The sequence below is a fragment of the Exiguobacterium sp. s70 genome, from assembly GCF_018618315.1.
In the GTDB taxonomy this organism is placed as follows: Bacteria; Bacillota; Bacilli; order Exiguobacteriales; family Exiguobacteriaceae; genus Exiguobacterium; species Exiguobacterium chiriqhucha.
The window spans coordinates 91,970-105,783 of sequence record NZ_JACSLV010000004.1 but is presented as its reverse complement, the minus strand read 5'-3'; the positions used below and the strand labels follow the sequence as shown (position 1 = coordinate 105,783).

The 13,814-nt window shown below is 52.4% G+C and carries 16 protein-coding genes, 1 tRNA gene and 1 riboswitch; of the genes, 10 read left to right on the top strand and 7 right to left on the bottom strand.

Annotated features, from left to right (window positions below; translation table 11 throughout):
* Positions 1 to 56 precede the first annotated feature (56 nt).
* Together KNP84_RS10755 and msrA are read left to right on the top strand one after the other, a co-directional pair.
* The gene (locus KNP84_RS10755; RefSeq protein ID WP_214837806.1) at positions 57 to 218 is read left to right on the top strand and encodes a hypothetical protein; all 162 of its coding nucleotides are present in this window, start codon (positions 57 to 59) and stop codon (positions 216 to 218) included.
* 44 nt (positions 219 to 262) lie between these two features.
* A riboswitch (SAM riboswitch) is annotated at positions 263 to 364 on the top strand.
* A 63-nt stretch (positions 365 to 427) separates the two neighbouring features.
* Entirely contained in the window at positions 428 to 940 is a 513-nt protein-coding gene (gene msrA, locus KNP84_RS10750; RefSeq protein ID WP_021067535.1) for a peptide-methionine (S)-S-oxide reductase MsrA, read from the top strand.
* A 29-nt stretch (positions 941 to 969) separates the two neighbouring features.
* On the opposite strand, the gene KNP84_RS10745 is transcribed toward msrA, so the two are convergent.
* A complete protein-coding gene (locus KNP84_RS10745; RefSeq protein ID WP_021067536.1) occupies positions 970 to 1,833 on the bottom strand; it encodes a GRP family sugar transporter in 864 nt (287 codons plus the stop codon).
* 134 nt (positions 1,834 to 1,967) lie between these two features.
* Between KNP84_RS10745 and KNP84_RS10740 the strand changes: the two genes are divergently transcribed.
* The 3 genes from KNP84_RS10740 (at position 1,968) to KNP84_RS10730 (ending at position 3,118) form a co-directional block, all read left to right on the top strand.
* Positions 1,968 to 2,040 (top strand) — tRNA-Ala (locus KNP84_RS10740).
* 113 nt (positions 2,041 to 2,153) lie between these two features.
* Positions 2,154 to 2,486: a four-helix bundle copper-binding protein gene (locus KNP84_RS10735; RefSeq protein WP_021067537.1), complete on the top strand. Its 333-nt coding sequence runs from the start codon at positions 2,154 to 2,156 to the stop codon at positions 2,484 to 2,486.
* Positions 2,487 to 2,551: 65 nt separating this feature from the next.
* Entirely contained in the window at positions 2,552 to 3,118 is a 567-nt protein-coding gene (locus KNP84_RS10730) for a 3'-5' exonuclease (RefSeq protein WP_131435170.1), read from the top strand.
* A gap of 43 nt (positions 3,119 to 3,161) precedes the next feature.
* On the opposite strand, the gene KNP84_RS10725 is transcribed toward KNP84_RS10730, so the two are convergent.
* The 5 genes from KNP84_RS10725 to KNP84_RS10705 form a co-directional block, all read right to left on the bottom strand.
* Positions 3,162 to 4,223, bottom strand: coding sequence for a bifunctional glycosyltransferase family 2/GtrA family protein (locus tag KNP84_RS10725; RefSeq protein WP_215114781.1), 1,062 nt, complete (start codon positions 4,221 to 4,223; stop codon positions 3,162 to 3,164).
* Between the two features lie 103 nt (positions 4,224 to 4,326).
* Positions 4,327 to 5,328 (bottom strand): sodium:calcium antiporter, encoded by a 1,002-nt coding sequence (locus tag KNP84_RS10720; RefSeq protein WP_215114780.1) that lies wholly within the window; start codon positions 5,326 to 5,328, stop codon positions 4,327 to 4,329.
* A gap of 208 nt (positions 5,329 to 5,536) precedes the next feature.
* Positions 5,537 to 6,430 (bottom strand): HD domain-containing protein, encoded by an 894-nt coding sequence (locus KNP84_RS10715; protein ID WP_215114779.1) that lies wholly within the window; start codon positions 6,428 to 6,430, stop codon positions 5,537 to 5,539.
* A gap of 72 nt (positions 6,431 to 6,502) precedes the next feature.
* A complete protein-coding gene (locus KNP84_RS10710) occupies positions 6,503 to 7,207 on the bottom strand; it encodes an SDR family NAD(P)-dependent oxidoreductase (RefSeq protein WP_215114778.1) in 705 nt (234 codons plus the stop codon).
* Positions 7,208 to 7,256: 49 nt separating this feature from the next.
* Positions 7,257 to 7,805: a glycerol-3-phosphate responsive antiterminator gene (locus tag KNP84_RS10705; protein ID WP_215114777.1), complete on the bottom strand. Its 549-nt coding sequence runs from the start codon at positions 7,803 to 7,805 to the stop codon at positions 7,257 to 7,259.
* Positions 7,806 to 7,931: 126 nt separating this feature from the next.
* On the opposite strand from KNP84_RS10705, the gene KNP84_RS10700 reads away from it, so the two are divergent.
* Both KNP84_RS10700 and KNP84_RS10695 read left to right on the top strand, forming a co-directional pair.
* The gene (locus KNP84_RS10700) at positions 7,932 to 8,351 is read left to right on the top strand and encodes a GNAT family N-acetyltransferase (protein WP_215114776.1); all 420 of its coding nucleotides are present in this window, start codon (positions 7,932 to 7,934) and stop codon (positions 8,349 to 8,351) included.
* A gap of 40 nt (positions 8,352 to 8,391) precedes the next feature.
* A complete protein-coding gene (locus KNP84_RS10695; protein WP_215114775.1) occupies positions 8,392 to 9,567 on the top strand; it encodes a cation:proton antiporter in 1,176 nt (391 codons plus the stop codon).
* A 48-nt stretch (positions 9,568 to 9,615) separates the two neighbouring features.
* Here the strand turns inward: KNP84_RS10695 and KNP84_RS10690 are convergent, their stop codons facing one another.
* Complete coding sequence (locus tag KNP84_RS10690) at positions 9,616 to 10,245, bottom strand: DedA family protein (RefSeq protein WP_029595382.1); 630 nt, start codon at positions 10,243 to 10,245, stop codon at positions 9,616 to 9,618.
* Positions 10,246 to 10,346: 101 nt separating this feature from the next.
* On the opposite strand from KNP84_RS10690, the gene KNP84_RS10685 reads away from it, so the two are divergent.
* The 3 genes from KNP84_RS10685 to KNP84_RS10675 all read left to right on the top strand — a co-directional run bounded on the left by KNP84_RS10685 (position 10,347) and on the right by KNP84_RS10675 (position 13,796).
* On the top strand, positions 10,347 to 10,904 hold the full coding sequence (locus KNP84_RS10685; protein WP_198922696.1) for a DNA-3-methyladenine glycosylase I: 558 nt from the start codon (positions 10,347 to 10,349) through the stop codon (positions 10,902 to 10,904).
* Between the two features lie 123 nt (positions 10,905 to 11,027).
* On the top strand, positions 11,028 to 12,515 hold the full coding sequence (gene putP / locus KNP84_RS10680) for a sodium/proline symporter PutP (protein ID WP_029595380.1): 1,488 nt from the start codon (positions 11,028 to 11,030) through the stop codon (positions 12,513 to 12,515).
* A 126-nt stretch (positions 12,516 to 12,641) separates the two neighbouring features.
* A complete protein-coding gene (locus KNP84_RS10675; protein ID WP_251131217.1) occupies positions 12,642 to 13,796 on the top strand; it encodes a CapA family protein in 1,155 nt (384 codons plus the stop codon).
* Positions 13,797 to 13,814: the final 18 nt, after the last annotated feature.

Genomic DNA, 13,814 nt, shown 5'->3' with positions numbered 1-13,814 from the left:
TTTTCGTTCGCCAACGAATATGTAACTTGGTACACTGAAAGAAAAGGGAGGTTACTATGAACCGTTCGTACGTACTCGTCTTATTGTCCGTCTTTGCCTTGTTCTTCTTACAGCTATATGCCGGGGACGCTCCGTATACGCTACCGCTCTCCATCGTCCTCGTCATCTTGATTCTCGGCACCACCTTGGTCCAACTTCGACGCAAACCAAACCGTTGACGCCGCTTCAAATCTGATGGTATGATGCTCTCACCAACTACATATCGATATCTCGAGTGAACGAGAGACCTGGCTCTATGACTTCACAGCAACCTGCTTCGGCAAGGTGCTACTTCCAGCAAGGCAGTTTGCCTTGGCCGATATGACAGAGCGCTCATGTCGATGACATGAGCGCTTTTTTTTGGAAATTGATCGAGGGGGAATTACTAATGGAAAAAGCAACATTCGCAGGCGGCTGTTTTTGGTGCATGGTGACGCCGTTCGAGGAACAACCTGGCATCGAGTCAATCGTATCCGGTTATACGGGAGGTCACGTCGATGACCCGACGTATGAACAAGTGAAAACAGGGACGACGGGACACTATGAGGTCGTCGAGATCACGTTCGACCCGACGCTATTCGCTTATGAACGACTGCTCGAACTATATTGGATTCAAACCGACCCGACCGATGACGGCGGCCAGTTCCAAGACCGCGGCAGCCAATATGCGCCGGCCATCTTCTATCATACGGAAGACCAACGCGTGAAAGCAGAACAGAGTCGCGACGCGCTCGCGGCGAGCGGACGCTTCAAACAGCCGATTGTCACGAAGATTCTACCGGCCGACACGTTCTATCCGGCCGAGGAATATCATCAAGACTTCCATAAAAAAAATCCGGCCCACTATAAAGAGGACCGGAAGAAATCTGGGCGCGACGCATTCATCGAGCAAGCCTGGTAAACAAAAGACGGGTCGTCTGACCCGTCTTTTTAGCTCTTGGCAATCCCGAGCATGAATCCGGCCACGACGATGAGCCCGATTCCCATAAAGACGAAGACCCGTTCTTTCGTCGTCTTCTCTTCTTTCAATAGATAAATCCCGCCGAGCGTCGCCACGACGACGTTCAATTGGGACAAGGCGAACGACGTCGCGATGCCGACCTCACCGCTTGACACGAACAGCCCGAAGTTCCCGATCCCCCAAGCGAGACCGGCCAAAATGTTTTTGAACGTCTTCGGGTCGAACTTCTTCACATCTTTCTCACGCAGGCTGAACAATAGCGCCGCGATGAACATCCCGACCGATTGCGGCAAGATGGCCGTGATGCCGTCGACCTCGAAATAGTTCGTCAGGACGGCATACGTCACATAACCGATACTCGACACGAGCAGGACGAGCAAACCTTTCTTCAAGGCGCCGCTGCTATCGCCATCTTTTTGTTGTTGGTATGACGTCAGTGCCGCCCCGATGATAATCAACACGAGCGCAGAAAAGCCGAGCCACAACTCGGTCGTCGTCTTCCAATCTCCGAGCACGATGACCCCGAACAACGACGTCCCGACGAGTTGCATCCCAGTGCTGATCGGCATCGCTTTCGATACACTTAAAATTTGAAACGACTGGAACTGTAAATATTGCCCGAGTGCCCAGAACACACCAGAGATGAAGCCGGTCACGATTGCGAGCGTCGTGAACTCCGGATTGAAGACGAGTGCGATGATGACCGCCATCACCATCGCCCCAATCGTCGTCCCGATTAACTGTTGAATCGGCTTGCCGCCGACTTTCGAGACGATGAGTGGGATACTCCCCCACATCAAGGCAGGTAAGAGTGCGAGTAAAATCATTTCCATAGATAACACCTGCTTTCGTAGAATAACATTACCCATGATTTTCCCACGTTTACGCTCGATTAAACTTTGTTCAAAAAAATTTAAAAATACCCATTGCCAAATGTTTTACTAGGATGATATAATAATTTTCGAACGGGGCATTAGCTCAGCTGGGAGAGCGCCACGCTGGCAGCGTGGAGGTCAGCGGTTCGAGCCCGCTATGCTCCATTATGGAAGTCACCACTCATTTGAGGGGTGACTTTTTTGCGTCTCCGCCCGGTTTAAGTCACCTGGTAGCGGGTAATGATTGTAAGACATCATTATTCTAAGGGGGACTTACTATGGATCGTGCCTCTGTCGAAGAGACCATTTTAGCCGTCATCGACTGTATGCGGGCAAGCAATCACTGTTTCTCAAAATGTTTACAAGAAGAGGATTTATTGATGGTCGCCGAGTGTATCCGGCTGACGAAAGAATGTTCGGAAGTGTGTGCGCTCGCCTTGAACGCGCTCGAGACCGATTCGGCTTTCACCAAACCGATTGCTGCACTCTGCGCCCAGGTGTGCGACACGTGCGCCGTCGAATGTGGCCGCCATTTGCATGACCATTGCCAACGTTGTTCCGAAGCGTGTCTCCGCTGTGCCGAGGCGTGTCGCAACCTCGTGGCCGCATAATCGCTTTTTAGTCTAACGATATGTTAGACTTTTTTTATACTTGTTTTATGAGAAAGGGACCGATTATGTCACATTCAATTCTTGCCATCGACGTCGAGACGGCCAACCGCGATAGTCGCAGCATCTGCTCTGTCGGCTGGAGCCTACTCGTCGACGGTGAAATCATCGAGACGAACCAACTACTCGTCAATCCAGAAGAAGACTTTGACGCAGGCAATATCCGCGTCCACGGCATCCGGCCGAGCGACGTCTGGGACGCCCCAGCCTTACCCGAGGTGCTTGAACAGCTCTATCCGACGCTGCGGGATGTCGACCTCGTCATGGCGCACAACGCCTCATTCGATATGGGCGCTTTCAAGAAAGCGATCGCCAAATATGATTTATATACGTTTCCGACGATCGAGTACGGCTGTACCGTCAAGCTGTCGCGAAAACTGTATCCTGGACTGCCGAATCACAAGCTGAACACGATGGCGGAATATTTGAACGTCCCGTTCATCCATCACGATGCGGCTGAAGATGCCCGTGTCTGCGCGTTGCTTATGCGCGATATGATGCAGAAGACCGGGATTCATGACCCGCGTGAACTGCACCGCTATACATCGGTCAAGCTCGGGAAGCTCGCCTATTGACCCATAAGCATGCCAGACAGGCCAAGACAATCGTCTTGGCCTGTCACCGTTTAAAGATCCATCTTTTTTGGACGTAATAACTGACGACGAACAAAAGGCTGTCGACGAGCACTTTAATCCACACTTCCCCGTCCCGAAACAACAGGAACAATACATAGACGAGACCGGCCGACAACGCCATCTGCAAGCCGACGAGACCGAAGTATTTCGGCATCGCCCGTCTCGCTTTCGAGTCGAATACGACTTTTCGATTCACCACGTAATTGAATAAGGACGAGATGATGCGGGCCAATACCGTCGCAATCAAGACATGGGTCGTCTCAAACCACGGATTCAATAAAAAAATGAACAAGGCATAGGCGCCGATATCTAATAAAAATGAGGCGACCGAGGATAACGAATAGGCTAAAAACATGCGATAAATCAGAATCGAGTCGATGACCGGGCGAAAATGGGATGAGGCGTTCTCGGCCACATACACGGTTTGAATCGGAATCTGTTGAATCGGGACTTGCCAACGTTTCGTGAACGTCAACATGTTCATCTCGAACTCATAGCGGTTCCCGGGCACGTCGAGCAACTGTTCCGCATAGCGCAACGGAACGGCCCGCAGACCGGTCTGGGTGTCTTTCAGTCGAAGCCCGCTGCCGACGAGCATGACACCACGTGTCATCTGGTTCCCGAATCGGCTTCGGAACGGAATATGCGCACCAGAAAAATCACGACAGCCCATGACCAGATGGTGCGGCCGTTGAACCCCTGCTTCATACAAGCTTTTTACATCCTCCGGCAGATGTTGTCCGTCCGCATCGACGGTGATGACACCATGCGTACCGGGGAATCGTTCGACGACGTGACGAATCCCCGTCTTCAACGCCGCACCCTTGCCTTGATTCCATTCATGGACGAGAACAGTCGTCACCCACTTCCCGACCTCATCGAAGACAGTTTGGGATGTCTCGACACTCCCATCGTTCACGACGATGACATGGACAAATCCCGTCTCTTTCAGCTCGCGCACAAGTGTGACGAGCGCTTGATCCGGATTATAGGCTGGGATTAAAACGACATACTCATCTAAACGTTCTACGGAATGCATTTGCATCGCCACCCCTCCTTCCCTCCTTCTATACCCAAGACGATGAAAAGTGATTCCTCGGACCGCGGTAAACAAAAAAACACGGTGTCTCGGAGGACACCGTGCCAGATTAACCGATGAAGATGAAGTAAGACGAAGCAAAGTAGACGAGCACGACAAGCGCCGATGGCAAGATGTAACGCAGTTTCGACGTCACATCTTTGCGAAGAAGCGTGTACATGACCAACACCGACAAAATCGTGATTCCGATTGCCGTCACCAAGTGAGACGCAGCTACGTCGGCCAAAATCGAGCCGTTTTGGTAAAATACGTCAGACATGGCGATGATGAGCATGTTGAAGATGTTGCTCCCCAAAATCGAACCGAACGCCAAGTTGACGTTTCCAAGCTTCAAGGCGACGAAGACAGCCACTGCTTCCGGGAGCGAGGTCGTCGCGGCAATCAAGAAGCTGCCGACGAAGCTCGAACCGAGGCCGGTGACGACGGCGATTTGATCACCTAACACCGATAGCGCCGTTCCGGCCGCCATGATGACGAGCGCGGCGATGATGAAGCCGATGACTGCACGTTTGACCGTGATCGAGCTCGTCGCACTCGCGCCGACTTCTTGTACCGTCTCGTGGGCAGCCTCACGCTCGACGGCAGGTTGTTGCGGACGTTTTCCGATATAGTAAATCCCAATCCCGTACAATGCCGCGATCAATAAGGCGTCGATTCCGATGCCGAGAACCGTGAAATCGATGCGCACGATGAGAGCAATCATCGTGACGAGCGTCAACATGAGCCCGAGACCGGCCGTATAGAGATGATCTCGGCTCGCTTCATTGAACAAGCGTTTCTGACGATAGAAGAGATCGAACATCGCCAAGATGAAAATGTTGAACAAGTTCGATCCGAGCATGTTCCCGATGGCGATATCCGGGTTGTTGATCATGACGGCCGAGACGCTCGTCGTCACTTCCGGCAGCGATGTCGCACCGGCCAGCAATACCGTCCCGACGAGCATCCCGCTCATCGTCGACTTCTCACTGATGACGTCAGCGTAAGTCGAGAGTTTCATGGCAGCGTAAACGGTGATGGCTGCGGCCAAGATGAAATAAATAAATACCATTTGAATAAGTCTCCCCTTTTTCATGAATTCAAAAAGACCTCTTTATGGACGCCAAAAAAGCATCCATAAAAAGGTCTTGCGGACTTGGTAAGAAGCTCGGTGGACCGAGTGCATTGCACCGTAATGACGACCCACCGACCACGGTTGTGGTCGCTACTCCCCCTCTTATGTTCACGACGAATATATCACGTTGAAGGTCATTTGACAATCAATTGAACCTTAAATGGGCGACGACGTCATCGACTGGCATCGCCGTCCGGTAGGACAGTTCATCAATCGCTTGGAGCATCGGGAGCGGTAAACGTTCCCATAGCCCTGCTTTTTTCAATTGTGCGGACAAGCCATCAAGCTCCGGTTGATTGACGTCCGTGCCTTGTCGATAGCCTTCGCGCATCGTCTCATTCAACTCATAGGCGGTCTGACAGAGCGTCGACGTCTCTTGGAGCCAGTCCTCTTCATGGAAGCCATGCTGAATGACATTGAACAATTTCCCGAGCTTGTCGGACCGTTCGTCGGAGATCCCATAAAACAACAAATTCAGCTCGGTCTCGAACGACTCGATGAGCGTCGTCGTCTGACTGAACGGTTTGAACGCTTGGAGCAACTCGTGATAGTACCACGACTGGTCGCGGAGTGGGCGTCTGAAGCGATCCCATACTTGTTTACCGGCAGACTCAACGTCGAGTCGAATCGAACGAAGATTATGTATCTTGTCCGCCGCCAAGAGCGCCACTTCATCGTACTGCATCGTCTGCACGTGCTGAATCGTCATCCGTTTCCGTTCTTCCCATGAAAGGTGCTTCCCGGGTTCGGACACCGCTTCAACGAGTCGTCTCACTTCACTTCCGAACCGTTCCTCGATCTCTTCGGGGGTCGTCAACGTGTCTTCAAGCAAATCATGGAGCAGGCCGGCGGCCACGACCGGGACCGGTTGCCGGTCTTCGACGAGCAACATGGACACGGCGACGGGATGGGTCACGTAGGGAATATTCGTTCCTTTTCGAAACTGTCCGTCGTGCCGGACGGCCGCGAATCGGAGCGCCTCTTCAATCAACTGGTGCACGGCGATTCCTCCTTCGATGGGTTCATAGAGCGTCCCCATCCTTTACCCATGCCTAGTCCCATCTACTCATTTCGCGTGTTAAAACATAGGGTAATGGTCCCATTTTTTCGTTTACGGCTCATAAATCATCTTCTTCGTCATCCCGCCGTCGACGACGAGGTTTTGCCCGTTGACGAAATCGTTCTGTTCATCAATCAAATAAGCGACTGCGCGGACGATATCGTCCGGTTTGCCGACCCGGCCCGACGGATGTTGCGCATGATCGATGTCACGGAGCGACTCGTCCGAGGTGTGAATCCAGCCGGGACTGATCGCATTCACCGTAATCGGACGCTCCGCGAGCGAGACCGCCATCGATTGGGTCAATGACACGATGCCACCTTTTGACGCGCCATACGCTTCCCAATCGGGTTCGTTTTGAAGCGAGCGCGTAGAGGCCAGATTGATGATGCGCCCGTATCCGGCTCCCTCGTTCAACGTCAAGAACGCTTTGGCACAAGCGAACGTTCCGACCAGGTTGACATCAATCACTTGTTTGAACGTCTCGACGTCAAGTTCGGTCATCGGTTTGACGAGTGATGAGACGCCACCGTTGTTGATGAGTACATGGGCAACACCGACTTGGCGCTGAATGTCGGCGAACACGCGAGCGATCGCCTCATGGTCACCCAAATCCATCTCATGGAATGTCACGCCATCCAACTGTGGGTCGTCCCCTTTATCGAGTCCGATGACGTGATACGTGTCGCGAAAATGACGTGCCAATTCATAGCCGATGCCTTGGCTGACGCCAGTGATAATCATAATCTGTTTCATATACATCCCTCCTGGAGACTCACATACCCGGATTCGATAGAAACGAGTCCTACCCGTTCGTCCAGAGTCGTTGGTCAGACGTCGTCACGACCGTCGCACCAGCTTCGAGGGCGGCCTCGACTTCTTCAGTCGACGAAATCAATCCACCGGCGAAGACTGGGATTCCCGTCTCCGCTTTCACGGCCCTAATATATTTCGGGACGAGGCCCGGCAACACTTCAATATAGTCCGGTTGCGTCCGTTTAATGAGGCGATAGCTACGCTCAAGCGAGCTCGAATCGATTAAAAACAGGCGCTGGACCGTTTTGACTTGTTTTTGCTTCGCTTTTAAAATGACGCTGCCTTTCGTCGAGATGATACCGTACGGACGATACGTCTGACAAATATACTCGGTCGCATATTCATCTGCCTTCAAGCCTTGAATCAAGTCAAGATGAACGAAGACGTGTTTGTCGTGGGCCGCCAATAATTGAAACACGGCATCGAGCCGGGCGACGTGCACTTCGAGCAACACACCGACACGGAACGGTCCCGTCACAAACTTCTCGAGGTCCCGCATATCGCGTAAGGCGGGTAAAATGGTTTGACCTTCTATCATATGGACACGTCCCTTTCTGTCAATCATGTCTTCATTATCTGAATAACATGAAGTGGAAATCAAGGTTTACCGATTCAATATAGCGGGAAAATAATTTTAACCTATGCACAGAGAGGAAGTAGCGATATGGTCAATGAAGTGGAAGTACGAATCGAGACACCGACACCGGAGGAACATCAGCGCCTTCGCGTCATCGCCGGGATGCCGAAACGTTCCGACTCGGGGACGGTGAAAGGACTGGCCAATACGTTATATGGCGTCTGTCTATATAAAGATGATCACATGGTCGGGATGGGCCGCGTCGTCGGCGACGGCGGAATGGTGTTCCACCTTGTCGATATCGTCGTCGACCCGGATTGTCAGGGGCTCGGGCTCGGAAAATTGATCGTGGAGCAGTTAATGGACTGGATTTTACATGAAGCCGACGAGACGGCCATCATCAGCCTGATTGCGGATATCCCGGCCGACGGACTGTACCGTCAATTCGGCTTTGACTATTCGCGCCCGGAATCGGTCGGGATGGAATACCAATGGAATCGAGAATAATTCGTCGACGGGTACGCGTTCCCTATATAGGAGGTGACGTATGGAACTGAATATGATCGTCCTGCTCGGTCTAGCGCTAGCCGTCATCTCCGTACTCAGTCTGATCATCGAACGATTGTTCTTTCCAAGTATTCTTGCCTTTATCGCCATCGGCGTCGCCGTCGGCTTCTTCTGGGGCGGAAACGAGGTCTTTAAAATCGCCGGCGAAATCGGGATTATCCTGTTATTCTTTTTACTCGGTTTGAAGTTTCCGCTCGGAGAGTTGATGAAGCGTCTCAAGCTGGTGTGGAAGGCAGGTGTCCTGGACATCGTGCTCGCTTTTGGGGTCACGATTGGGATTGCCCTATTGTTCGGACTCGATTTTTCCCAGTCTTTTTTAATCGGTGCCGTCTTGTTTGCGACGAGCTCGTCGATTTCCGCGCGTATGCTTGAGCGGCATGCAGATAAACATGAAGATGTGAAAGAGTTCGTCTTGGCGCTTCTCATTTTTGAAGATATCTTCGCCCCGCTCATCTTGACCGTCGCCCCGTTCATCATCCAAGATGAGCCGATCGAGGTGTCTGATATCGGGAAAGTGTTCGCCGGCTTCCTCATCTTCGGTGTGTTACTCTTTATCGGATCGCGTTTCGTCAAGAAACAACCGAAAATCGCCAAACATCTGCTGCGGCAAGACGATGCGAGCATCGGCCTGATTGGCTTGATTCTCTTTTTCGCCGGAATCGGGATGGTGTTCGGACTGTCCGAGATTCTCGGGGCGTTCATCGCCGGCATCATGCTCGCAGGCATTCACGATGTCCGCCCGTTGAAACGGTTGACGGTCCCCGTCCGCGACTTGTTTTTGCCAATCTTCTTCATCTCGTTCGGGATTTCGATCAACCTGGAACAAGGCGTCATCGTCAACACGCTCTTCTTCGTCTTGATCGTCTGGGGCGTCTTATCGAAATGGATTGTCGGCCGCGTCGGCGGCCGCATGTATGGCCTGACAAGAGTTCAGGCCAACGAGGCCGGTTTCTCGCTCGCTCCACGCGGGGAGTTCTCGATTCTCTTCACCGCCTTATCAAACGGGGCGATCAACTTGTTCGTCGGACTATATATTTTCGTCTCGGCCATCATCGGAATCGTCTTGTTCCGCTTCTCTGAAATTTTAGCCGCTAAGACGGAAGAAAAACTGGAAAAAGTTTTACCTGATGAGAACAAGGATGATTCAAACAAATAATATAAGATACACAGGACCGATCTTCACACGAAGATCGGTCCTTGTCGTTTAAAATGAAGAGGCTTGTTTGGCTTGTTTCTTCTTCCGCTTTTTGCGCCAGATGAAAAAGGCGATGACTCCGATTAGCAAAATACCGTAAATGACATACGAATATACATCTAAATAGCTCAAAATCGACTCCCAATTCTCGCCGACGCGGATGCCGATATAGATGAGGATCGTATTCCAAATCACCGTCCCCGCTGTACTGAGCAACAAAAATTTCAAGAACGGCATATTCGACATACCGGCCGGGATGGAAATCAAACTCCTGACGACGGGCATCAAGCGGCCGAAGAACACCATCCATCCCCCGTATTTATCGAACCAGGCGTCGGCACGGTGCACGTCGGCGATGTCGAGTCGAATCCATTTTCCGTACCGTTTCGTCCACTTCTCAATCTGCTCGACGTCTAGATACAGTCCGATGCCGTACAATAGGACCGCTCCTAGGATGGCGCCTGCCGTCGCTGCGAAGATGACGAGCGGGACGATCAAATCGGTCTTCACGGCGAAAAAACCGCCGAATAAGAGCACGACCTCCGAAGGAATCGGTGGGAACACGTTCTCAATGAAGATCATGAACGCGATACCAAAATAACCGAACTGTTCAATGACCTGGATCATCCAGTCTCTCATTTGCTTCACCCTCCAATAGTTCCTACTATACCCGTCACGTCCGGTCAAAAACCGTCGCAACATGTTAAAATGAAGCATTAGAAGGAAAGTGAGGACATGACATGACTGAAATAACGCGTTGCCCATGGTGCGGCACCGACCCGTTGTACGTTCGTTATCACGATGAAGAATGGGGCAAGCCCGTCCATGATGATGTAAAGCATTTCGAATGTTTGACGCTCGAGAGCGCCCAGGCTGGACTCAGCTGGATCACCATCTTACGGAAACGCGAAAATTATCGGGACGCCTATGCCAATTTTGATGTCGTGACCGTCGCCTCGTTCGACGAGACGGATGTGGAACGATTGATGACCAATCCTGGTCTCGTCCGAAACCGTCGTAAAATCGAGGCATCCATCAACAACGCCAAGCGATTCATCGAGATTCAACAAGAGTTCGGGTCGTTCGATGCCTACATTTGGTCATTCGTCGACAACACGGTGATTCACAACGAGTGGGCATCGACCGACGACATCCCAGCCACGACCGAACTGTCCCACCAAGTGAGCAAAGACTTGAAGCGCCGCGGTTTCAAATTTTTGGGACCGACGACCGTCTATGCCCACCTGCAAGCGACGGGCCTCATCAACGACCATCTCACCTCTTGCTTCGCCAAATAATTTGATTATTTGGTCAATCCCTAAACAAAATCGTGCACTTCATTCATTTTTGTGACAAAATTTTGTCATGGTGCAATCCATAGATTTTGAAAGCGTTTTCATTATGAATGAGGGGGATGTTGTATGAACGGTGTATTGATTTCGATTACAGTGTATATGGCGCTCATGGTGTTACTCGGTGTCATCGCCTATCGGCGGACTGAGAGCATCGGCGACTATATGCTCGGAGGACGCGGCCTTGGTCCGGCCGTAGCGGCTTTGTCGGCCGGTGCTTCCGATATGAGTGGTTGGCTATTGATGGGCTTGCCGGGGGCGATGTTCGCGACCGGACTCTCGAGCGGATGGATCGTCATCGGGTTGACGATCGGTGCTTACTTGAACTGGTTGCTCGTCGCACCTCGTTTACGGACTTATTCTTATTTGTCAGAGGATGCCATCACGATACCAGATTTCTTTGAGAAACGTTTTAAGGATTCGCGTGGGACGCTGCGGACATTCTCTGCGGCCGTCACACTCGTCTTCTTCACGCTCTACGCCACGAGCGGGTTCGTGGCCGGCGGTCGCTTGTTTGAAGCGGTCTTTGATATCAATTTCGGGACCGGTGTCTTGATTTTGGCTTCGATTATCATTTTGTATACGTTCATTGGCGGCTTCTTGGCCGTCAGTTGGACCGACTTTGTCCAAGGACTCATCATGTTGTTCGCCCTCATCCTTGTACCGGCTATCGCCATCACGGCGACTGACGGGGTGAGCGCCGCGTTCCAGACAATCGGTGATATCGATGAGGCGCTACTTGACCCATTGACAGGACAGTCGCTTATCGGCATCGTCTCGCTCTTCGCTTGGGGTCTCGGTTATTTCGGGCAACCACACATCATCGTCCGTTTTATGGCCATCGAGAAGTTGCAAGACATCAAGAAGGCACGACGCATCGGCATCTCGTGGATGTTGTTCACCGTCGTCGGGGCCATGGCGACCGGATTGTTCGGACTCGCCTACTATACTCAGCGTGGGCTAGAAATCGACAATCCGGAAAATATATTCATCAATCTATCTGATTTGTTGTTCGTTGATCTCATCACCGGTGTGTTGCTCGCAGCCTTGCTTGCAGCCATCATGTCGACGATCTCGTCACAGCTCCTCGTCTCATCGAGTGCGGCGACGACCGATTTCTATCAGAAGTTCTTCCGCAAAGACGCCGGCGACCGCGAACTCGTCATGGTCGGACGGATTACCGTCATCCTCGTCTCGCTCATTTCGATTTGGCTCGCGTTCGGGGCGGATGACACGATTTTGAACTTGGTCGGATATGCCTGGGCCGGATTCGGCTCATCGTTCGGTCCACTCATCCTGTTCAGCCTGTTCTGGAAACGGACGACGCGTCAAGGCGCGCTGGCCGGGATGTTGACCGGTGCGTTCATCGTCATCGTCTGGAAAAACGTTGCTGCCGATTGGTTCGGGACCTTCGGCGAGCTATATGAGATGATTCCAGCCTTCTTCTTGTCGAGCCTCGCCATTTATGTCGTCAGTTTGCTGACACCGCCACCGAGCACGACGATCACGAACGAGTTCGAGGAAATGGAACACATCTTGAAGACAGAACGGATTTAACACTCGGAGTGCCATGCTACTATAGCCTGGCACTTTTTTCTTGTGCCCTGACAAGGACATTCTTCTTCCATGGCGAATGACTTGAGTAGACCAGTTTGGATCACACGAAAGGAAGTGACTCGTACGTTGAAACGAGTAATCCCGTATAAACAAGCCATGTTGATCTTGCCTCTCCTCTTTCTGTTCGGCTGTGCGACCGCTGACGTCGAGACGTCTACGGAGCAAACGGAGACCCCGGCACCAGAGACCGAGGCGGAGGCGGAAGCCCCGGCCCCTGTTCCTGAAGAGCCAGAACCCGTCGTGACGACGACGTCGCTCTATGCGATTGGCGATATCTTATTGCACGACAGCGTGTATAATGCCGCCAAGCGCGGAGACGGCTATGATTTCACCGCCGCCTTCGAACCGATCGCTCCGATTTTGACCGAGGCCGACATCGCCATCGCCAACCAAGAGAGCATGATTGGGGGCAGTGAAATCGGTTTATCGAGTTATCCCGCCTTCAACAGTCCGTATGAGGTCGGCGATGCGCTCCAAGACGCTGGCGTCGACTTGGTAACGACGGCGAACAACCATACGCTCGACCGGGGTGTCACGGCCATCGAGAATTCAATCGCGCACTGGAACGAGATCGGCATGCCGTACACCGGTTCATTCTTATCGGAGGCGGACAAGTCCGAGCTTCGGACGCTGACCGAGAATGACATCTCATTTGCCTTTCTCGCCTATACGTACGGGACGAATGGAGTCGTTCCGAAACAACCGTATCACGTCAATTACATTGATCTCGAGGCGATGACCCCTGAAATCGAAGCGGCCGAGCAAGCGGCCGATATCACGGTTGTCTCGCTTCATTTCGGGAACGAATACGAGACGGTCCCGAACGAGGCGCAACAGACGCTCGTCCAACAACTGTCCGACCTCGGGGTCGATCTCATCATCGGCCACCATCCCCACGTCCTCCAACCGGTCGCCTGGGTGGATGGCGCCGAAGGCAATCGGACGTTCGTCGCCTACTCGCTCGGCAACTTCCTGTCCGGACAACAAGGGGACGACCGGAATACAGGTGGCATCGTCGGCATCGATGTCGTCAAGACGGTCGAGGCGGATGAGACGACGTTCGAACTCGCCAACCCGATGTTCTATCCGACGTTCACCCGCCGCACAAGTGCCGACGGTCCGTTCGAGGTCGTCCCGTTACAGTCGGCCAAGCCGGAGCTGTTCGAGGCCACGAGCCAACATATGTCGCAGTGGATGCCAGAGCTCGAAATCGTCCAATGAAGGATCACTTTCACAAGT

Excerpts from the sequence above, each read along its gene's own strand:
- KNP84_RS10720 (WP_215114780.1), bottom strand. The coding sequence starts at position 5,328 with ATGGTATTTATTTATTTCATCTTGGCCGCAGCCATCACCGTTTACGCT.
- KNP84_RS10725 (WP_215114781.1), bottom strand. The coding sequence starts at position 4,223 with ATGCAAATGCATTCCGTAGAACGTTTAGATGAGTATGTCGTTTTAATC.
- KNP84_RS10745 (WP_021067536.1), bottom strand. The coding sequence starts at position 1,833 with ATGGAAATGATTTTACTCGCACTCTTACCTGCCTTGATGTGGGGGAGT.
- KNP84_RS10730 (WP_131435170.1), top strand. The coding sequence starts at position 2,552 with ATGTCACATTCAATTCTTGCCATCGACGTCGAGACGGCCAACCGCGAT.
- KNP84_RS10685 (WP_198922696.1), top strand. The coding sequence starts at position 10,347 with ATGACTGAAATAACGCGTTGCCCATGGTGCGGCACCGACCCGTTGTAC.
- KNP84_RS10710 (WP_215114778.1), bottom strand. The coding sequence starts at position 7,207 with ATGAAACAGATTATGATTATCACTGGCGTCAGCCAAGGCATCGGCTAT.
- KNP84_RS10695 (WP_215114775.1), top strand. The coding sequence starts at position 8,392 with ATGGAACTGAATATGATCGTCCTGCTCGGTCTAGCGCTAGCCGTCATC.
- putP (WP_029595380.1), top strand. The coding sequence starts at position 11,028 with ATGAACGGTGTATTGATTTCGATTACAGTGTATATGGCGCTCATGGTG.
- msrA (WP_021067535.1), top strand. The coding sequence starts at position 428 with ATGGAAAAAGCAACATTCGCAGGCGGCTGTTTTTGGTGCATGGTGACG.
- KNP84_RS10690 (WP_029595382.1), bottom strand. The coding sequence starts at position 10,245 with ATGAGAGACTGGATGATCCAGGTCATTGAACAGTTCGGTTATTTTGGT.
- KNP84_RS10735 (WP_021067537.1), top strand. The coding sequence starts at position 2,154 with ATGGATCGTGCCTCTGTCGAAGAGACCATTTTAGCCGTCATCGACTGT.
- KNP84_RS10715 (WP_215114779.1), bottom strand. The coding sequence starts at position 6,430 with ATGGGGACGCTCTATGAACCCATCGAAGGAGGAATCGCCGTGCACCAG.
- KNP84_RS10700 (WP_215114776.1), top strand. The coding sequence starts at position 7,932 with ATGGTCAATGAAGTGGAAGTACGAATCGAGACACCGACACCGGAGGAA.
- KNP84_RS10755 (WP_214837806.1), top strand. The coding sequence starts at position 57 with ATGAACCGTTCGTACGTACTCGTCTTATTGTCCGTCTTTGCCTTGTTC.
- KNP84_RS10705 (WP_215114777.1), bottom strand. The coding sequence starts at position 7,805 with ATGATAGAAGGTCAAACCATTTTACCCGCCTTACGCGATATGCGGGAC.